Origin of the sequence: Burkholderia anthina, from assembly GCF_902498995.1 — a bacterium.
In the GTDB taxonomy this organism is placed as follows: Bacteria; Pseudomonadota; Gammaproteobacteria; order Burkholderiales; family Burkholderiaceae; genus Burkholderia; species Burkholderia anthina.
The window spans coordinates 1-19,434 of sequence record NZ_CABVLY010000046.1 but is presented as its reverse complement, the minus strand read 5'-3'; the positions used below and the strand labels follow the sequence as shown (position 1 = coordinate 19,434).

Genomic DNA, 19,434 nt, shown 5'->3' with positions numbered 1-19,434 from the left:
GGGACGATCCGGAATCAGGCGAGCGCATCCGACAGGTGTCGGTGCAGGGTCGTGACGGCGAGCGGCAGGCGCGGGCCGAAGCCGAGCAGGAACAGCGCGTCGAGCGACACGACGTGCTGCGCGCGGCCGGCCGGCGTCGCGCCGAAGCCGGGCGCGGCGAGCAGCGCGGCGCGCCCGCCGACGGCAGCGAGCCCTTCGTCGGAGATCAGCACGACGTCCGGTGCCGCGGCGGCGAGCGCCTCGGTCGTCAGCGGCTTGTAGTGATCGAAGCCCTGCATCGCGTTGCGCGCGCCCGCATAGCGGATCATCGCGTCGGCGGCCGTGCGCTGGCCGGCGACGAGCGCCTGGTTGCCGGTGTGGTTCAGCACGAACAGCACACGCGGCGGCTGCGCGCCGCCGGGCACGTGCGCGGCGACCGCATCGCGCGCGGCCTGCCAGTCGAGATCGAAGCGTTGCAGCAGCGCGGCGCCGGCATCGCGTACGTCGAGCGCCTGCGCGACGCCGGTGATCTTCGCGCGCACCGAGTCGACGTCGTGACGCTCGTCGAACGTCGTCACCGCGACGCCGGCGCCTTTCACCTGCGCGATCGCGGCGGGCGGGCCGGCTTCCGCCGACGCGAGCACGAGATCGGGCCGCAGCGACAGCAACCCTTCGGCTGACAGCGCGCGCTGGTAGCCGACTTTCGGCAGGCGCTTCGCGGCATCCGGGTAGGTGCAGGTGGTGTCCGCACCGACGAGCCGGTAGCCGCGCGCATCGGCGCCGCCGAGCGCGAACGCGGTTTCCGCGATCGCGCCGCCGATCACGACGACGCGCTTCGGCGTGGCCTGCGCCAGCGCGCGGCCGGGCAGCACGCCCGCGAGCGCGCCGGCAACCGCGCTGGCCAGCACGACGCGGCGCCGGGCATCGAACGATCGAGCGCTCACCGGGCCTCTCCGTGTGCGGCGGCCGGCAGCGTCGCGACGAGCGCGCGCCAGTCGTCGCGCTCGACCCGGCCGGGCTTGCGTTCGCCGAACAGCAGCGCGACATGGTCGCCCTGACGATCGAACAGTTCGAGCGACGTGACGATGCCGTCGCTCGTCGGCTTCTTCACGACCCATGCGGCGGCGATCATGTCCTCGCGCACGTGCAGGTTGAAGCCCGGGTCGAGCACGTTGATCCACGCACCGACCTCGCGCACGTTCGCGACGGGGCCCGTGTGGATCTGGATCATGCCCGCGTTGCCGACGAACACCATGATCGGCTGGCCGCTCTGCGCGGCGCGTTCGAGCACGTGGCGCAGCGCATGCGCGGTCTCGACCGGGTACGCATACCGCGGATCGGCGAGGCGCAGCGCCTGCATGCGGCTCACGCCGAAACGCTGCGTGATGCCGAAGAACTGGTGCGTGTCGGTCATCGCGTCCCATGCCGCACGAAAGCCCGCGACGTCGATGTCGGTGTCGGCGCGCTCGGGCGTTTTCGGCGCGGCGGGCGCGACGTCGAGCCCCGGCTGTTGCGACGCCGCGCGCCAGCGGTCGACGAATGCGTCGTACGCCGCGTGATCGCTGTGCGTGCGCAGGTACACCTTGTGGATCGCGTGACCTTGCGCATCGAAGAACTGCAGGCTCTTCAGCGGGCCGTGCGTGGTTTCGTCGTGCACCGCGAACGCGGATGCCCAGTGACGATAGAAGATGCGCAGGTCGATGTCGCCGAGCGCGAGGCCGACCGGGCCGTCGTGGCTCATCTGCGCGTATTCGCCGTCTTTCTCGTGGACGGCCGTGTCGTTGCGCGTGAGCGCCATCACGCGGCCGAGGCGCGGCATTTCCTCGAACATCGCCGGAAAGCGCGCGTCGAGCCGTACCACGTGTTCGCCGACGAACGCGGCGAGCGCCTCGCCTTCGCTGACGCCGAGCGCCTGCGCGACGTCGCGGTTGCGCAGCTGACGCTCGGCCTTGAGCTTGACGAACGCGTCGCGCAAGGCGGCGGTCCCACGCGCCGGCGTGGCCGGTTGACCGGGAAGGGCGGAATGCATCATGTCGGACTCCTTCAAGTAACGGTTGGGTAGCAGCGCGCGGCGGCGCGCATCAGAAATCGACTTTCATGCTGACGGCGACGGTGCGCCCGGACGACGTGTACGCATCGAGCACCTTCGAATCGTCGGCGATGCCGCGCACGTCCGACCAGTTCCAGTATTTGCGGTCGAACAGGTTGCGGATGCCGATCGTCGCGCTCACGTGCTTGTTGAAGCGGTAGCCGCCGCGCAGGTCGACGACGAACGACGACGGCGGCGCGAAGCACGCCTTGTTCGAGCAGTCGGACGTGTCGATGTCCTTGTCGCGCTTCGCGGCCTGGAACAGCAGGTCGGTCTGCACGAACCAGCGCTCGCCCGGCTCGTAGCGCACGCCGAACACCGCCGAGAACGGGTTGACCGTGTTCAGCGGCTGGCTCGCCGCGCCGTCGTTCTGCGTCGAACCCTTCGTGAACGCCAGCGCCGTCTTCAGCGTGATGCCGTTCGGCATGATCCATTCGGCGCGGCCTTCGAGGCCGTGGATGCGCGCATCGGCGAAGTTCACGTACTGGAACACGAACGGGTCGCTCGGGCGGCCGCTGCCCGCGATCGTCGTGCGCGAGATGAAGTTGCGGTAGCGGCCGGTGAACGCGGCCGCGCTGTAGCGGACGACGCCGTAGCCGGTGCCGGCCTTGCCGCGCAGGCCCGCTTCGAACGTGTCGCTGGTTTCGGGCTTCAGGTTCGGATTGCCGATCGACGTGTAGCCGTACACCGGGTTCGAGAAGCTGCTGTTCACCTGGTCGGGCGTCGGCGCGCGGAAGCCGTGCGCATATTGCGCATAGGGAATCAGCGCGGGCGTGATCTCGTACAGCACGGCGACGCGCGGCGACACTTCGTTCGCGCTCGTCGACACCGCGGTGCCGGTAAACAGCGGATCGTTCTGCGTCGGGCTCAGCCGGTACGTGTCGAAGCGCAGCCCCGGCGTGACGAGCAGCCGGCCGTAGCCGATCTGGTCCTGCACGAATGCGCCGAACAGCGTGTAGTCGGTATCGGGAAACGCCTTGTTCGGGAATGCTTCGCCGACGCCCGGCACCGTGCCGTCGCGCATGTTCGTCACGCGCGACAGGCTGCCGTCGACGCCATACAGCAGCTTGTGTGCGAACGGGCCGGTCGAGAAGCCGCTTTCGGCGAACGCGGAGCCGCCGAACGTGCGCTCCTTGTACTGATTGTCGCGCGAGCGCGACGGCTGCGTGCCGCGCGTCTCGAACGCATATTGATCCTGCTTCGCGTCCTGGTAGTAGAACTGCACGTGCGCGTTCTGGAACCAGCGGAACGTATCGTCGCGAAAGTCGTAGTCGACGCTGAAACGGTTGCGCTCGAGCCGGTCGTGCGTCGTGAGGCCGAGCGTGCCGGGCGGGTTGATCGCCGACAGCACGTCGGTGCTCACGCGCCGCTGCACGGTTTCGGCGGTGAACCGGATCGTGTCGCGCGCGGTGGGCGTCAGCACGAGCTTGCCGAGCAGCGATTCCGAATAGACGTCCTGAGGGTTCGACGTCGTGCGCAGCGTGCTCGCCGAATTGTTGTCGCCGCGCGTGTCGACCTCGTGGCCGCGCCGGCCGTCGGCGATGATCATCCCCTGCACGCGGTCGTTGCCGCCGGCCGCCGATACCGTCGCGCCGACGCTGCGATCGGCCGAGTCGTAGCTCGGCCGGAACGAGAAGTAGGTGGGCTTGCCGTAGATCGACAGCAGGTCGCGCGGATCTTTCGTGATGAAGTTCACGGCGCCGGTCAGCCCGTCGCTGCCGTACAGCGCCGAGGCCGGCCCGCGCAGGATCTCGATGCGCTTGAGCATGTCGAGATCCGCATAGTCGCCGCGGCCCGCTTCGAGCGGCCCGAACGAGAACGCGCTCGGCAGGCGGATGCCGTCTTCCATCAGCAGCACGCGATTGCCTTCGAGGCCGCGGATGTTGATGCTCGAATCGCCGTCGCGGCCGCCGCCGAGCGCGGCGCTGCCGGGGCGGTACGCGGTGCGGCGCACCGTGACGCCCGGCTCGTAGCGCAGTGCGTCCTTGATGTTGGCGGCCTGCTGCTCGTCGAGATCGTCGTCGGTGATCACCGACACGGACGCGGCCGTGCGGCTCGCGGCGGTGGCGGTGCGGGTGGCCGTGACGGTGACGGGGTCGAGCAGCGCATCGCCGCGCGTGGACGCGGCGGCGGTGGTCAGGACGGCAGGCGGCAGGTTGGCGCCTTGCGGCGACGAATCGGCGTGAGCCGGGGCGGCGGACAGGCCGAACGCGCCGAACAGCGCGGCACAGATCGGCTGCCGTGCCAGCGGATAGCAATGCACAGGTGGTCTCCCATTGACGATAACAAGCCCGAAGGCTGGCTGGGTGACGCGTCCACCTGGCTGGCCCGTTTGCGCGCGATACGCGGCAAACGGCGAATTGAAAGGCAACTGACAATTTTGTCAGTGTAAATGAGAATTATTATCAATACAAGGAAGACAAGGAAGCACGGCAGCGCATGCGGGCGAGCGCCGTCGTGCGCGGGGCGGACGCGCTGCGCGGGGGAAAACCGGGAGAAGCCGGCCCTAGGCCAGCGATTCGATGCGGATCAGCAGGTTGCGCGCATGCGCGATGAACGCGTCGTGCGTCGCGCGGTCGCCGTGGCCTTCGAAGCCGGCCTGTTCGGCGAACGCGAGCTGCTCGGCGTAGAGGTCGACGAGTGTGGTGCGCGCGTCGGGAGGAAGCGAGCGGATCATCGAGACGAGCAGCAGTTCCTGTGCGCGCAGCATGCCGGACAGCGATTGGGCGTTCATGCCGACCTCCTCGAACGATGCGGCGGCGTGCCGCTCGTTTCATAGTAGGTCGTTGCCGCGCGCAGCGGAAATCAGCCGGCGGCGGTCGCCGTCCGTGCATCGCGCACGATCTGCGCGACGCGTTCGACGAACTCGGCGTCGACGCTCGACAGCACCTCGCGCTTGCCGTCGGGCATCTCGACCATCAGCCGGTACGTGACGTCCTGCGTGGCCCATGCGAGATAGCCGACGACGACGAGCATCACGCCGACGACGAGCGCCGCGCTCGATGCGCCGATACCGCCGGCGACGGCGGTGGCCGCGCCGATCAGCGAGATCAGCGACGGTACGAGACGATTCTTCGGGATCTTGGCGACGTCGACGTCGCGGATGTCGCGCAGCGGGAAGACCTGGCCCGCGGCGGACAGGCCGTTGCGCGTGACCATCACGCCGCGTTCATTGAATGCGTTTTCCATCGTATGTTGCGTGGACGAAAACGCGCAGCGTAGCAGACTTCGTTGCCGCGTCAAACGAGGCCGAGTGCCGCATGACATGCGCGGAGCAGCCGGCATGCGGATGACGGGCGCAATGGAAGGGGCGTCAGAACTGCAGCCGGCCGTCGCCGTACAGGCGGCCCGGCACGTGCGATGCGACGACTTCGGCGATCTCTTCGTCGGTCGATTCGGCCGGTACGATCTGGCGTCGCGCGGGCGCGTCGAGATGCATCGTCCATTCGACGAGCCGGTACGGGCGGCCCCACGGGCGCTGCATTTCCACCGACACGCGGCAGCTCTGGACGGGAAGCGAATGCCGGCGCGTCAGAATCGCGTGCAGATGGCTGAAAACGGTATCTTCGATCATCATGGCCTCCGATCCTGTCTTGTGGTCAGTCGATGGCGGTGCCGTAGTGGGTGTCAAAAAAAAAGCCGCCGATGCTCAGGCGGCCAACAGGGGGGGTGAGAGCATCCTCTCAGCCCAGAATTAAGCGAAACTTAAAAGCCCATAAAAAAGCGCCCCGCGTGGAGCGGGGCGCTTCTTGCCGTCGTGATCCGCGAGTTAAGCGGATGCTTTAGAACTTGTGACGGATACCGACGCGAGCGGCGATCTGGTTCTTCGAATCGCTGCCCGACGTGCTGAAGTAGCTCGTGCTCGAACCGATCTGCGCTTGCACGCCGTTGCCCGATGCCTTCTGACCGACGACCAGGGCATACACGTCCGTACGCTTGCTGAGCGCGTAGTCCAGCGCCAGGTTGCCCTGGTTCCAGTGCGCCGAGTTGCCGCTTTGCGTTGCGTTCGTGTACGTGTAGCCGACGGCTGCCGACAGGGCCGGCGTGATCGCATACTTCAGGCCTGCTTCGTATGCGTTGTAGAACGTGCCCGATGCGCCTGCGGCGACCGGGGTGAACTGCGTGCGCGTCCACAGCGCCCATGCCGTTGCCGGGCCGAAGATGTAGCGGCCGCCCACGCCGTACGTGCGCAGGTCGCGGATGTTGGTCAGCGCGATGTTCGCGATCGACGTCGAGAACGCCGGCGATGCCTGGCTCGGGAAGCGGATGTCCGTGTATGCGGCGCCGAGGGCGAACGGGCCGTTCGCGTAGTTCAGGCCGAAGCTGTATGCACGCGACGAACCGGCCGTCGTCGTGGTGCCCGTCGTCGTCGACGGTGCGCCGGCGAAGTCGGTCGAGTTCGAGAAGCCGTACAACGCGCCGAACGTGAAGCCGGCGTAGTTCGCGCTCTGGAACTTCACCGCGTTGTTGATGCGGCTCGACGTGAGCTGGTCGATGTCGTTCACGTGGTACGCGTAGTTGCCGTCGACCGTGTTGCCGCCCGTCGAGTAGTTCGAACCGAGGATGTCGGTCGAGAACGAGTACTGACGGCCGAACGTCAGCGTGCCGTATTGCGCCTGGCTCAGGCCGACATAAGCCTGGCGGCCGAAGATCGCGCCGCCCTGGCCGATCGTGCCGTTGCCGCTGTTGAAGCCGTTTTCGAGCACGAAGATCGCCTTCAGGCCGCCACCGAGGTCTTCGGTGCCGCGCAGGCCCCAACGGCTGCCCTGGGCCACGCCGTCGTCGTACTTGAACAGCTTGCTGCTGCCGCCAGCGGCATCCTTGCTGTGGTTAACGTAGCTGATACCGGCGTCGATCACGCCGTACAGGGTGACGCTGCTTTGCGCGTGCGCCGCGCCAGTCGTGGCGGTGAGGACGGCGAGGGTCAACAGTTTCTTGTTCAAAGGATTCTCCGAGCGAATAAATGGCGTGTCCAGTTGCGGTTCCGGCGCTCTCTATGGGCGCTTTCACGGACCGGTTGCAACTTTATCGGCAGGCCACGTAATGATTGTGACAGTGTTTGTCATATGACGAATGTGTGGTGCCGATGCGACACTGGATTCTGCCTGCTTGTACAGCGGGGAGTTATACCGATTCCGTCTGAGCGTCGATCGGGCGGCGGAATAAGCACATGAAATAAGCTTGGTTGGTGCCGTTCCGGCCCCGTGACAGGATGCGTGTTCAACAACGACACGGGACAAGAGGAACACCATGCGACGTTCGATCCTGACCGGCCTCGGCGCGCTCGCCGCGGCGCTGGCCTTTGCGGCGCCCGGCGCGCACGCCGACCCGCAGACGCTGAAGATCGGCACGATGAGCGGCCCCGACGCGCAGATCTGGACCGAGGTGACGAAGGTCGCCGCGCGCGAAGGCCTCGCGATCAAGGTCATCGAGTTCAACGATTACGTGCAGCCGAACGCGGCGCTCGATTCGGGCGACCTCGATGCGAACGGCTTCCAGCACCAGCCGTTCCTCGACAGCCAGATCAAGCAGCGCGGCTACAAGATCGTCAACGTCGGCCTGACCTACACGGCGCCGATGGGCTTTTATTCGAAGAAGCTCAAGTCGCTGAAGGACTTGCCGGTCGGCGCGAAGGTCGGGATCCAGAACGATCCGTCGAACGGCAACCGCGCGCTGCTGCTGCTGCAGAAATACGGGGTGATCAAGCTGAAGGCGGGCGCCGGCACGAACGGCGTGAACGCGACGCCGCTCGACGTCGCCGAGAACCCGAAGAAGATCAAGATCGTCGAGCTCGACGCCGCGCAACTGCCGCGCGCGCTGCCCGACCTCGACGCCGCGTCGATCAACACCGACTACGCGGTGAAGGCGGGGCTCACGCCGGTGAAGGATGCGATCGCGATCGAGGATCTGCGCGGGCCGTACGCGAACCTGATCGCGGTGCGCGCGCAGGACAAGGACAAGCCGTGGGTGAAGAAGCTCGTGGCGGCCTATGAATCGGACGACGTGCGCAAGTTCATCGACCAGAAGTTCGGCGGCGCGATCGTGCCGGCGTTCTGAGCATCGACGCTCGCCGCTGCCCGGCACCGTTGCCGGGCATGCCGCGAAGCCGAAAAGCAAATCGCCCGCGCAAGCGGGCGATTTCGTTGCTGCGCGCCGTTGCGCGGCGCGCGGGCCGGTTGTTCGGGCCGGCTGTTCGGGCCGCTCAGGCCGACAGCAGCGACCCGGTGCGGATCGGCGTGGCGCCCGCGATGCGCGCGACTTCCATGCCGGCCGTCGCGAAGCGCACGATCTGGCGCGCGTACAGCACGCCGGACACGCTGCTCTTCAGCGTGATCACGCGGTCGGTCAGCGGATCGACGATGTCGGCCACTTCCTGGCCGGCCTCGATCCACGCGCCGACCGGCGTGCGGAACACGATCACGCCGGACACCGGCGCGACGAGCGGATCGGTGCCCGCGAGCGGCGTGGCCGGATACGCGAGCGGCGGCAGCGGCGCGGGCGTGCCGTCGATGACGCCGCGCTCGGTCAGGTATTCGACGATCCCTTGCGCATCCTTCTCCGCGAACTCGTACGACACGTCGCGCTCGCTGCGCAGTTCCACCGTGACGGAAATCGCGCCGTTCGGGATCGGGAAGCGATCGCCGAAGCGGTTGCGCAGGTCGGACCAGCAGAAGCTGTGGATCTCGTCGAACGGATTGCCGACCGAATTCAGCGCGAGCAGCGACGCCTGGGCGTCGAGATAGCGCGCCAGCGGCTCGACGTCTTCCCACAGGTCGGGGTTCGTATAGAGGTGCAGCACCGCGTCGCTGTCGCAATGCAGGTCGAGCACGATGTCCGCATCGAACGACAGCTTCTGCAGCGCGAGACGCTGCGAGTCGAGCTCGGTGCGCGGCATCTGTTCGTGGAGCGCTTCGCGCATCGCGGCGCGTACCGCGGCGAGGTTGCGCTGCGCGTCGTTCGTCAGGTGGCTTTCGATGCGCGGCAGCACGAGCGCCGCGAGATCGTAGAAATTGCGGTTGAAGTTCTGCATCGAGCCGAGATCGAAGCGGCCGAGGTGGTCGCCGAACACGTGCTGCGACAGGCCGATCGGGTTCGGCACGGGCACGATGACGACTTCGCCGCGCAGCTTGCCGGCGGTCTCGAGCGCGGCGATCTTGCGACGCAGCAGCGCGGCGACCAGCATGCCGGGCAGTTCGTCCGCGTGCAGCGACGACTGGATGTAGACCTTCTTGCCGCCGCGCGGGCCGTAGTGGAAGCTCGTGATCTGGCGTTCGGTGCCGACGGCGGGGGAAATCAGCGGATGGGTCTGCGTTTGCATGATGGGGAGAGTGCGGCGCAGCCGCGAGTGATCCGGTATGCGTGGAAGGTCGATTGTACGTTGCCTTCGCCGAACCTATCAAACCGCGCCCCGAGCACGCTCTTTTCCTTTGCGAATCATCAGGTTGGCGCGTAAAAAATAACGTTGCGGCGGCGCCTCCGCCGGGTGTTTTTCGCCGTGTCCGGCTGCGTGCGGGCAAAAAAACGGGCTCCTTGCGGAGCCCGTCTGCGCGGATGCGAAGCGCGCTTTTACGCGCGATTACTTGCCGTAGACGTCGAAATCGAAGTACTTCTTCGCGATCTTGTCGTACGTGCCGTCCTTGCGCATGCCGGCGATCGCGCCGTCGATCTGCGTCTTCAGGTCGGTGTCTTCCTTGCGCAGGCCGATGCCGGCGCCGTTGCCGAGCGTCTTCGGATCGTCGATGTCCTTGCCGGCGAAGTCGAAGCTCGCGCCGCGCGGCGTCTTCAGGAAGCCGATTTCAGCCTGCACCGCGTCCTGCAGCGCGCCGTCCAGACGGCCCGAGATCAGGTCGGCGTAGACCTGGTCCTGGTTCTGGTAAGGCACGACGTTCACGCCCTTCGGCGCCCAGTAGGTCTTCGCGTAGGTTTCCTGAATCGTGCCCTGCTCGACGCCGACCGACTTGCCCTTCAACGAGTCGGCCGTCGGCAGCAGGCCCGCGCCCTTCTTCGTGACGAGGCGCGTCGGCGTGTTGAACAGCTTCGCCGAGAACGCGATCTGTTCCTGACGCGCCGGCGTCATCGACATCGACGACAGCACGCCGTCGAACTTGCGGGCCTTCAGCGCCGGGATCATCCCGTCGAAGTCGTTTTCGATCCACACGCATTTCGCGTGCATGCGGCGGCAGATTTCATTGCCGAGATCGACGTCGAAGCCGACCACCTTGCCGCTTGCGTCTTTCGATTCGAAAGGCGGGTAGCTTGCGTCGACGCCGAAGCGTACGGTCGTCCATTCCTTCGCGTAGGCGCTGCCGGCCGATACGGCGAGCACGGCAACGGTCACAGCCGCAAGAATCTTTTTCACTCGGTGACTCCTCGTTTTGTTCGATGGGTGCGCGGTTGTGCCGCGCCGTAAGCCTTCGGCCCGGCGCGGTTTCGCGTCGGACTGTCCGTTTCGCCTGCCCGATGCGGGCGCGCGACGTGCGCAAGATTATCAAGACAAAATGCCGGTGGGGCGCCTAGGACATGCCCCGATACCGGACCCGACGGCCGTGCGGACCTGCGCGACCGTTTCAGACGAAGGAACGATTCAGCCGAGCGTTTCGTTGACCGCGCGCTGCAGGCACGTGACGAATTGCGAGACGGCGGGCGTCGGCAGCAGGTCGCGCCGCGCGATGATCGACAGATCGAAGCGCGGCATGCTTTCGTCGAGTTCGGCCGTGCGGATGCCGAGCGGCGCCACCATCGCGGCCAGCGGGCGCGTGAAGCAGCCGATCACGTCGGAGTGCGCGACGAGGCCGAGCGTCACCGCGAACGACATCGGCGAGCGCAGCAGGCGCTTCGGCAGCGGCAGCCCGCGCGCCTCGAACATCGCGATCATCACGCTGTGCGGAAACTGCTCGGCGCCGACCGTGACGATCCATTCGGCGTCGAGTAATTCCTCTAACCGGCGCGCGTGCGCGAGCGGATGCCCTTCGCGCATCACGACGGTGAATTCGGTCGACAGCAGCGGCACCTGCGTGAAATCGCGGTCGAGCGCGGGCACATGGTGCATCGCAGCGATGTCGAGCGTGCCGTTGCGCAGTTGCGCGAGCGCGTCGGGCACCGTCACTTCCTCGAGATGCAGGCTGACGTTCGGCATCGACCGGCGGAATGCGGTGACCGCATGCGGCAGCGCGGTCAGCGCGATCGACGGCATCGTGCCGACCGCGACGCGCCCCGACATTTCTCCCTTCACCTGCTCGACGGCCTCGACCGTGCGGCGCATGTCGCCGAGCAGTTGCTCGGCGCGCGGCAGCAGTGCGTGGCCGCACGCGGTCAATTCGACGCCGCGCACGCTGCGCACCAGCAGTTCCGCGTTCAGCGCGGTTTCGAGTTCGCGGATCGTATGCGTGATCGCGGGCTGCGTGACGCCGAGCTCGCGCGCGGCGGCGCGCAGGCTCTTGTGATGCGCGGCGGAGACGAACGCCTGGAGCTGCGCGATGTTCAGTTGGTTTCGGATGCGGGTCATCGATCGGATTCGGATCTCGCGGCGGGCCGGGCGCCGGCGCGAAGAACGATAGGGTAGCGCGTCGCGGGGCGGATGCCGGGCACAGCGAAGATCGCCGGGCGGCGGCCGGCGTTTTTTGAGCCGCTTTTTGCGGCGTGCTGGTCAGGATTGCAGATGACGCGGCACGCGTGTTTGCGGATGCGGCGTATCGCGCATGCGTTCGAGCGTGGCCGTGCGCGCGTCAGGCGAGCGCCGCTTCGACCGCCGTCAGCGTGCGGCGCCGGATCCAGCCGCTCGCCAGCCGGATCGCGAGCCAGTACGGCGTGAACAGCCACCGCGTGCGCGTATTCGGGCAGTGCACGAAGGTTTCCGTGCGCAGCACGTGCGCGCCGGCCGCGAGCCCGACGACTTCGAGCCGCAGCACCAGCTTGGCGTCGCGCGGGTCGTCGTGCCGCACGAAGGCCGTGGCGTCGGCGATCGTCCGTACGTCGGGCGTCGGGCGCCAGAAGCGTCCGACGAGCCCCAGCGACAGCGATGTGTCGTCGCGATGCAGCAGTGTGAACGTGTCGAAGCCGAAGCGGGCGTGCCCGGCTGGGGCCGGGAGGTTGCCCAGCACGCGGGCGATGGCCGCCGGCGATTCGCGCACGGCGAGCAGCGCGTCGATCACCGGATCGGCGCGCATGTCGAGCGAAGCCACGGCGTCGATGATGCGTGACGGCGGTGCGTCGATCGGCCGCGATTCATGAACTTCGATGAAGCCGAACGACGGGATGAACGGCGGCTTGCGCGCCGCGGTCCGCATGTCTGATTCGGAAACGATGCCGAACGGATTCATGAGCGGCTTCGGAGGAGAAAGCGCGATCGTAGCACCGGGTGCGGATTGGCGCCGCGAGGCTGGCCGCATCGCGCCCGGCACGAAGGGGGCGCGGCGTTCGAGCCGACGGTTGCGAACCCGGGCAACCGGGATGCGGGGGTGCGTCGGGCATCAGGCGGCGGCGCGCCGAACGCGCCGCCCGAACGGCACGTCCACGCACGGCGGTGCGCGACGCGTCGATGTGGCATGCTGAGCGGAACGATGCGCGGTTTGCGTCAACACACTTTCCGTTTCTTCTGCATTTTTCAATTCATCATGTCCCGAAAAGCAGCCTCGTCGCGCCACGACTGGATGATGCACGCCACGCCGGTAGACGGCATCGAGCGCATCGAAGCGTGGTTTCAAGGCAATGCGTATGCGATGCATCGGCACGATACGTACGCGATCGGCCGCACGCTCGCGGGCGTACAGAGTTTCAACTATCGCCGTTGTCGTCGCGATAGTCTCCCGGGAAATACGATGGTGCTGCATCCCGACGAGGCGCACGACGGCCAGGCCGGTACGGGCGAAGGATTCCGCTATCGGATGATTTACGTCGAGCCCGCGCTGTTCCAGGCGGTGCTGGGCGGCCGCGCGTTGCCGTTCATCGAAGGCGGCGTGACGAGCGATCCGCGTATCGCGGCCGCGACGGAAAGCCTGCTGCAACACGTCGGGCACATGCTCGAGCCGCTCGAACAGGGCGAAGCGCTGGTCGAACTCGTACACGCGCTTGCCGCCGTCGCCGACATGCCGCGTTCGCGAGGGAAAGGCGATTATCTGGCGGCGCGCCGTGCGCGTGACTATCTGCATGCAAACTTCACGCGCGTCGTCACGCTCGACGAACTGGAAATCGTGACGGGACGAGACCGCTGGCGTCTCTCCCACGATTTCCGGACCTTCTACGGCACGAGTCCGTATCGCTATCTGACGATGCGCCGGCTGGGTGCCGTGCGCGGCATGCTGCGTGCGGGCGCGCCGCTTGCGGGCGCGGCGGCCGATGCCGGCTTCGCCGATCAAAGCCACATGACACGCCATTTTCTGAAGGCCTTCGGTCACACGCCGGGGCACTGGCTCCAGGTCGTAGGCGCGATGCGCCGCGGGTGAGCGGCGTCCCACGATCGTTCAATACGATCCGCCGGCGGCGGCCTATGCTCGGCAACGCATCCCCACCCACACGGAGAGAACGATGTCGGCATCACCGCATTCCCATACGATTCCCGCTGCACGCGGCCAATGCGAAACGATCGATCTGGCGGGCAAGATCGCGCTGATCGACGGTCATTGGCAACCACGCGTGGTCGCGGAAATGAACGATTACCAATTCAAGGTCGTCAAGCTCGAAGGCGAATTCGTCTGGCACCGGCACGGCGATACCGACGAAACCTTCATCGTGCTGGACGGCATCCTGCGTATCGATTTTCGCGGCGGCCCGCACGGCGACGCTTCGATCGAACTGCGAGCCGGTCAAATGGCCGTGGTGCCGAAAGGCATCGAGCACAGGCCTTGTGCGCAGGGTGAAGTGAAACTGCTGCTGATCGAGCCGCGCGGCGTCGTGAATACCGGCGACAGCGCAACCAGCGAACGCACGGTCGAGAACGATCAGTGGGTTTGATGCCTCGCGCCGTGCCGCGCATCGACGGTGCGTCGTCCGTGTGGTCATCCGTCGGAACGATCGATGCCGCACCGGCAAAAAAAGCCTGGAAACATGCGTTTCCAGGCCTGGAGACCATCGACGAGGATGGTGGAGGAGACGGTGTCGTCCCGATGCGCGCCGCCCTTCTGCCGGCAGCGTCGCGCATGTTCCGCGGTCAGATCGCCCAGCCGCCGAGATAGAACGTGACGAGCACGGCGGCGATGAGCACGGTGCCGACGTTCAGCTTGCGGAATTCGCCGCTGGCGATGCGGCCGATCACGAGCGTCGAGAAGCCGAGCATGATGCCCGTCACGATGTTCGCGGTCAGTACGATGAACACCGCGCACACGAGCCCCGACATCGCGTCGACCATGTCGTCCATGTGCAGCTTGCTCACGCTGCCGAGCATCAGCAGGCCGACGTACATCAGCGCGGGGGCCGTGGCGTACGACGGCACGAGGCCCGCGAGCGGCGACAGGAACATCACGACCAGGAACAGCAGGCCGACCACGGCTGCCGCGAGGCCCGTCTTCGCGCCGGCGGCCACGCCGACGCTCGACTCGATGTAGGCTGCGGCGGGCGCGCCGCCGAGGAAGCCGGAGAAGATCGAGCTGACCGAATCGGCAGTCAGCGCGCGCCCGCCGTTGATGATGCGGCCATTCTCGTCGAGCTGGCCGGCCTGGCCCGCCACCGCGCGGATCGTGCCGGTCGCGTCGAACACGGCGGTCATTACGAGCGCCAGCACGCTCGGCAGCACGGACATCGACAGCGCGCCCTTGATGTCCATCGCGCCGATCAGCGACGCATGGCCCGGTGCGCTCAGCGACGGCAGCGCGAAGATGCCGTGGTACTTCACGGCCGGATCGAACACGAGGCCGATCAGCGAGATCGCGATCACGACGAGCAGGATGCCGCCCGGCACGCGACGCTTCTCGAGCCCGAAGATCGCGGCGAGGCCGACGACCGACATGATGACCGGGAACGCGGTGATCTGGCCGAGCGACACCGGCAGGCCGGCGCCCGGGTTCTTGATCACGAGCCCGACGTCGTTCGACGCGATCAGCAGCAGGAACAGGCCGATGCCGATCCCGGTGCCGTGCGCGACGCCCGCGGGCAGGTTGCGCAGAATCCACGAGCGCACGCCGGTGACCGAGATGCCCGTGAACACGAGGCCCATCAGGAACACCGCGCCGAGCGCGACGGTCGGATGCAGCCCCTTGCCGAGCACGAGGCCGAACGCGGTGAACGCGGTCAGCGAAATCGCGCAGCCGATCGCGATCGGCAGCTTCGCCCACAGGCCCATCAGCAAGGAGCCGAACGCGGTGGTCAGGCAGACCGCGACGAACACGGCGCTCGTGTCGAAGCCGGCCTTGCCGAACATGCCGGGCACGACGAACACGGAATAGACCATCGCGAGGAATGTGGTCACGCCCGCGACGATCTCGCGGCGCTGCGTGCTGCCGCGCGACGAAATGTCGAAGTACCGGTCGATGACTCCCTTGGTGCCGAAGTCCGTTTCTTCCGCGCCGACGCCGACCGTCGGCTGCACCGGGGTATCACTCATGAGCTTGCTCCTTTATCAGCGTACTGAAACGGTCGTAGCGGACCGTCGTCAGGGTGTCTCGAATCTGGTTGGAATGATCGGCAACGTCGTGGGGACGCCTGACGCGTGATTCGTGTCGTCGTACGCGCCGTGAGGCGGGCGCGAGTGTGTCGCGTCGTACGACGCGTGGTGTGGTCGACCCCGTCACGTGTGCTTTGCCGTAGCGAAGGTTAGGCGAACGGCCCATCACGTCCCATTGGGGGAAGAGCATGCAGCGCATGTCTCAGCGCTTATATCGGCGTGTAACGGGGCTTCGTCGTCGCGGAACGCGTGTATACGCCTAGTTCGAATCCGTTAAGGCGATTATTTGAATGCAGGGTCGGCGGGCAGGGCGGGAGCGGGTGGTGCATCCGATCTTACGAATGTCTTTCATCGAGGCTGCGCAGGCGCATGAAGCCGGCCGCGTTTCATGCAATGCGCGGCCGCGCGCAACCTGCATCCGGATGATACCGGTGCCGCGCGCGGGCTGCGCCGGCGCGCGTTCCGGCCCCTCGTTGCGTCAATCCCGTGCGAGATGCGTGAGATGCGCGAGGTACGCACAGAACATGTCGGCCATCGCGGTCGCATAGGCGTCGATTTCCGCCGGCGTGCGCGCGGTCTCGGAGAACGCCTTGCCGCCCGTCGTGAGCGTCGTCATGACCAGCTCGCACGCGGTCGCATGCGTGGCGTCCGACACGGCGGGCAGTGCCTCGCGCATGAACGCGCTGAAGATCCGGTTGCCCTCGGCCCGCACTGCCTGCACTTCGGGAGCGTCGCGATAGAGGGGCGCCGCATCGTCGAGTGCGATGCGCATGGGCGCCTCGTCGCATTCCGAACGGATGAACGCGTGGACGGCGGTGCGCAGCCGCTCGGGCGGCGTCTTCTGCCGATCCTGCAGCATCCCGCACAGCATGCCGGACGTCTGCCGCCACTCGTCGTGCTGGAGCCGGAACAGCACGGCCGCCTTGTTCGGGAAGTACTGATACAGCGAGCCGACGCTTACGCCGGCGCGCTCGGCGACGCGCGCCATCGTGAAGCGCTGCGCGCCTTCGGTCGTCAAAACCTGAATAGCGGCCTCCAGCACGTCGTCGACGAGCCGGGTCGAGCGGGCCTGCCGAGGCTGTCTGCGCGAGGCGATCGGGGCGTTGCGGCGGTCGGTCATGACGGGTCTGCCAATGCGAATAGCAAAACGTGAATAGTTCGTCATATTCTAGTCGGGTGCGCTGACGCACTCAACCTGACACTGGAGATTCGCATGACCACCTTGATTCACGACCCGCTGGCGTCGCTGCTCGCGCGCCTGTTCGACGAAGCCGATGCGTCGTCGCCCGCGTCGAATCCGGACTTCGCCGACCTGACGCACGACGAGCACGCGCGGCTGATGCGCAGCAAGACCGATTACGCCGATTTCTATGCGCGCCTGAAGGACTATCCGCTCGCGGTGTCGCGCGAGACGGGCACGCTGCTGTACATGCTCGCGCGCAGCGGCGGCGCGCGCTCGATCGTCGAGTTCGGCACGTCGTTCGGCATCTCGACACTGCACCTCGCGGCCGCGCTGCGCGACAACGGCGGCGGCCGGGTGATCACGAGCGAGTTCGAGGCGTCGAAGGTTGCGCGGGCACGGGCGAACCTGGCCGCGGCCGGGCTCGACGATCTCGTGGAGATCCGTGAAGGCGATGCGTTGCGCACGCTGGCCGTCGATCTGCCGGATACCGTCGACCTGCTGCTGCTCGACGGCGCGAAGGCGCTGTATCAGGAGATCCTCGCGCGGGTCGAGCCGCGGCTGCGGCCCGGCGCGTTCGTCGTCGCCGACAACGCGGAATACAGCCCCGACTATCTTGCCTACGTGCGCGCGCCGCGCAACGGCTACCTGTCGGTGCCGTTCGGCGGCGATGTCGAGCTGTCGATGCGGATTCGCTGAGGCCGGGGCGTTGCGCGGCAGCCGGAGCGGCATCGTAAAAATAGAGGATAACTGATCAAGCGGATGCGGCAGCGACGCCGCGGATTCGGGCAGCCGTCGTCGTGCGTTACTTCAGGAACACGTAACGCGCGAAATACGGAAAACGGCCGACCGCATGCTCGGTCGAACACGCCGGTTCCGGCGGCATGCCGCCCGCGGTGTCGAGCCGCTGCACGAAGCGCACGCCGGCGAGCGCGCCGGCCGTGGTCTTCGCGTCCGTTGCGGCCGGCGTCGCGGCGAGCAGCAGTTGCGGGATGCTGCCCGGGTGCGCGCCCGGCGCTTGCGCGAGCTTCTTGCCGGTGATCCGGCTGCCGTCGGTCGCCTCCCACGACGGCCCTGCGCCGTGCCGGACGACGAGCGTGCCGCTGCTGTCGAACAGCATCGCTTCCGGATGCTGGAACACCCACACGAGCTTGTGTCCGGCGTCGTAGTCGCACGTGTAGACCTGCACGCCGGCCGCGGTCGTCGACAGCACGGGCGTGGCCGGCCGGGGCGGCGCGAGACCGGCGGCTTCGTCGGCGCGGGCGGAGACGGTACAGACGGCCAGCGCAAGGCAGGCCGCGGCGGCCGGCAGCGTGGTGCATTGCAGGGAACGGCTTCGCATGGCAGGGCATCCTTTCAGGTCGGGTGACGGTCAACCATCGGCGAGCCCGTCAACGCTAGACGCTAATCGCGCCGGCCGCAATGCGCACATGACGATCGCGGCGATAGTCATGTGCGCCTGGCCGATTCAGACCGGGAACCTCAGGCGGCGCCGGCCGGCGTCGGCGCATGCTCGGCGATCAGGCGTTCGGCTTTCAGCGCGTCCCACAGCGCGGCCGGAATCGGCGCCGACGCGAGCCGCAGGTTCTCGTCGATGCGATCGGGGCGGCTCGCGCCGGGGATCACGGCCGCGACGGCCGGATGCGCGAGCGAGAACTGCAGCGCCACCGCGCGCACGTCGACGCCGAACCGTTCGCTGATCTGCCGGATGCGCGCGACGCGATCGAGCATCGCCTGCGTGGCCGGCTGATATTCGAAGTGGGTGCCGCCCGCGAGCACGCCGGAGTTGTACGGGCCGCCGACGATGATACCGAGCCCGCGCGCGGCGCTTTCCGGCATCAGCCGTTCGAGCGCGCCCGCATGGTCGAGCAGCGTGTAGCGGCCGGCCAGCAGGAAGCCGTCCGGGTCCGAGCGTTCGAGCGCGAGCGCGCACGGCTCGATCCGGTTCACGCCGAGGCCCCAGCCCTTGATGACCTTCTCGTCGCGCAGCCGCGTGAGCGCCTTGGCGGCGCCCGACATCGCGATGTCGAACACGTCGAGCCAGCGTTCGCCGTGGAAGTCGATCGCCGGATCGTGGATCCACACGGTGTCGAGCCGGTCGGTGCGCAGCCGCTTCAGGCTCGCTTCGATCGAGCGCAGCGTGCCGTCTTCGGTGTAGTCGTAGACGATCCGGTTCGGCAGGCCGTGCTGGAACAGCCCGCCCTTCTCGCCGAGATCGCGCTGCGATGCGTCCTCGTGCTCGTCGAGCACGAGTCGGCCGACCTTGGTGCCGAGCGAGTATTCATCGCGCGGCCGGCCGGCGAGCGCTTCGCCCAGGCGCAGCTCGGCGAGGCCGGCGCCATACAGCGGCGCCGCGTCGAAGTAGCGGATACCGTTGTCCCAGGCCGCGTCGATCGTGGCCAGTGCTTCTTCGTTCGGGATGGCCCGATACATGTTGCCCAGCGGCGCAGTGCCGAAACCCAGGCGGGAAGGGAGCGTGATTCTCATGTGCGTTTTCCTGTTGTGCGTTTTCCTGTCACGCCGCGGCTTGCGCGAGCGTCGGATAGTCGGTCAGGCCCGGTGCGCCGCCGCCGAACAGCGTGTTGCGGTCGT

General features: G+C 67.3%; 19 protein-coding genes. 4 read left to right on the top strand and 15 right to left on the bottom strand.

The annotated features are described in order from the left end of the window. Positions 1 to 14: 14 nt before the first annotated feature. The 7 genes from BME24068_RS33945 to BME24068_RS33915 all read right to left on the bottom strand — a co-directional run bounded on the left by BME24068_RS33945 (position 15) and on the right by BME24068_RS33915 (position 7,011). Entirely contained in the window at positions 15 to 923 is a 909-nt protein-coding gene (locus tag BME24068_RS33945) for a heme/hemin ABC transporter substrate-binding protein (protein WP_174928711.1), read from the bottom strand. Beyond that, complete coding sequence (locus tag BME24068_RS33940) at positions 920 to 2,011, bottom strand: hemin-degrading factor (protein WP_096506535.1); 1,092 nt, start codon at positions 2,009 to 2,011, stop codon at positions 920 to 922. Before BME24068_RS33940 ends, BME24068_RS33945 begins: the two co-directional genes overlap by 4 nt. A 49-nt stretch (positions 2,012 to 2,060) precedes the next feature. Beyond that, positions 2,061 to 4,331, bottom strand: coding sequence for a TonB-dependent hemoglobin/transferrin/lactoferrin family receptor (locus BME24068_RS33935; RefSeq protein WP_174928710.1), 2,271 nt, complete (start codon positions 4,329 to 4,331; stop codon positions 2,061 to 2,063). 243 nt (positions 4,332 to 4,574) lie between these two features. Beyond that, on the bottom strand, positions 4,575 to 4,802 hold the full coding sequence (locus tag BME24068_RS33930) for a hypothetical protein (RefSeq protein ID WP_096506537.1): 228 nt from the start codon (positions 4,800 to 4,802) through the stop codon (positions 4,575 to 4,577). Positions 4,803 to 4,873: 71 nt separating this feature from the next. Continuing rightward, complete coding sequence (locus BME24068_RS33925; RefSeq protein ID WP_096506538.1) at positions 4,874 to 5,257, bottom strand: DUF6232 family protein; 384 nt, start codon at positions 5,255 to 5,257, stop codon at positions 4,874 to 4,876. 124 nt (positions 5,258 to 5,381) lie between these two features. Beyond that, positions 5,382 to 5,642, bottom strand: a complete 261-nt coding sequence (locus tag BME24068_RS33920) for a DUF2866 domain-containing protein (protein ID WP_059528608.1) — start codon at positions 5,640 to 5,642, stop codon at positions 5,382 to 5,384. Positions 5,643 to 5,850: 208 nt separating this feature from the next. Then, entirely contained in the window at positions 5,851 to 7,011 is a 1,161-nt protein-coding gene (locus tag BME24068_RS33915; RefSeq protein ID WP_096506539.1) for a porin, read from the bottom strand. Positions 7,012 to 7,318: 307 nt separating this feature from the next. On the opposite strand from BME24068_RS33915, the gene BME24068_RS33910 reads away from it, so the two are divergent. Then, positions 7,319 to 8,125: a MetQ/NlpA family ABC transporter substrate-binding protein gene (locus tag BME24068_RS33910; protein ID WP_096506540.1), complete on the top strand. Its 807-nt coding sequence runs from the start codon at positions 7,319 to 7,321 to the stop codon at positions 8,123 to 8,125. 145 nt (positions 8,126 to 8,270) lie between these two features. On the opposite strand, the gene BME24068_RS33905 is transcribed toward BME24068_RS33910, so the two are convergent. The 4 genes from BME24068_RS33905 to BME24068_RS33890 all read right to left on the bottom strand — a co-directional run bounded on the left by BME24068_RS33905 (position 8,271) and on the right by BME24068_RS33890 (position 12,387). Further along, a complete protein-coding gene (locus tag BME24068_RS33905) occupies positions 8,271 to 9,386 on the bottom strand; it encodes a succinylglutamate desuccinylase/aspartoacylase family protein (RefSeq protein ID WP_096506541.1) in 1,116 nt (371 codons plus the stop codon). Between the two features lie 258 nt (positions 9,387 to 9,644). Continuing rightward, a complete protein-coding gene (locus BME24068_RS33900; RefSeq protein WP_096506542.1) occupies positions 9,645 to 10,427 on the bottom strand; it encodes an ABC transporter substrate-binding protein in 783 nt (260 codons plus the stop codon). Between the two features lie 225 nt (positions 10,428 to 10,652). Next, complete coding sequence (locus BME24068_RS33895; protein WP_174928709.1) at positions 10,653 to 11,573, bottom strand: LysR substrate-binding domain-containing protein; 921 nt, start codon at positions 11,571 to 11,573, stop codon at positions 10,653 to 10,655. A 220-nt stretch (positions 11,574 to 11,793) separates the two neighbouring features. Continuing rightward, positions 11,794 to 12,387, bottom strand: a complete 594-nt coding sequence (locus BME24068_RS33890) for a hypothetical protein (RefSeq protein WP_174928708.1) — start codon at positions 12,385 to 12,387, stop codon at positions 11,794 to 11,796. A gap of 294 nt (positions 12,388 to 12,681) precedes the next feature. On the opposite strand from BME24068_RS33890, the gene BME24068_RS33885 reads away from it, so the two are divergent. Continuing rightward, entirely contained in the window at positions 12,682 to 13,509 is an 828-nt protein-coding gene (locus BME24068_RS33885) for an AraC family transcriptional regulator (protein ID WP_096506649.1), read from the top strand. Between the two features lie 82 nt (positions 13,510 to 13,591). Then, complete coding sequence (locus BME24068_RS33880) at positions 13,592 to 14,017, top strand: cupin domain-containing protein (RefSeq protein WP_174928707.1); 426 nt, start codon at positions 13,592 to 13,594, stop codon at positions 14,015 to 14,017. A 196-nt stretch (positions 14,018 to 14,213) separates the two neighbouring features. Here the strand turns inward: BME24068_RS33880 and BME24068_RS33875 are convergent, their stop codons facing one another. Both BME24068_RS33875 and BME24068_RS33870 read right to left on the bottom strand, forming a co-directional pair. Next, a complete protein-coding gene (locus BME24068_RS33875; RefSeq protein WP_096506545.1) occupies positions 14,214 to 15,602 on the bottom strand; it encodes an NCS2 family permease in 1,389 nt (462 codons plus the stop codon). A gap of 538 nt (positions 15,603 to 16,140) precedes the next feature. After that, positions 16,141 to 16,827 carry a TetR/AcrR family transcriptional regulator gene (locus tag BME24068_RS33870; RefSeq protein ID WP_096506546.1) on the bottom strand — a complete coding sequence of 229 codons (687 nt, stop codon included), beginning with the start codon at positions 16,825 to 16,827 and terminating at the stop codon, positions 16,141 to 16,143. A 48-nt stretch (positions 16,828 to 16,875) separates the two neighbouring features. Here BME24068_RS33870 and BME24068_RS33865 point away from each other — a divergent pair, with 48 nt between their 5' ends. After that, on the top strand, positions 16,876 to 17,541 hold the full coding sequence (locus BME24068_RS33865) for an O-methyltransferase (RefSeq protein ID WP_096506547.1): 666 nt from the start codon (positions 16,876 to 16,878) through the stop codon (positions 17,539 to 17,541). 106 nt (positions 17,542 to 17,647) lie between these two features. Here BME24068_RS33865 and BME24068_RS33860 read toward each other — a convergent pair whose 3' ends face one another. Beyond that, a complete protein-coding gene (locus tag BME24068_RS33860) occupies positions 17,648 to 18,184 on the bottom strand; it encodes a DUF3455 domain-containing protein (protein ID WP_174928706.1) in 537 nt (178 codons plus the stop codon). A gap of 140 nt (positions 18,185 to 18,324) precedes the next feature. After that, positions 18,325 to 19,329 carry an aldo/keto reductase gene (locus tag BME24068_RS33855; protein WP_174928705.1) on the bottom strand — a complete coding sequence of 335 codons (1,005 nt, stop codon included), beginning with the start codon at positions 19,327 to 19,329 and terminating at the stop codon, positions 18,325 to 18,327. Positions 19,330 to 19,434: the final 105 nt, after the last annotated feature.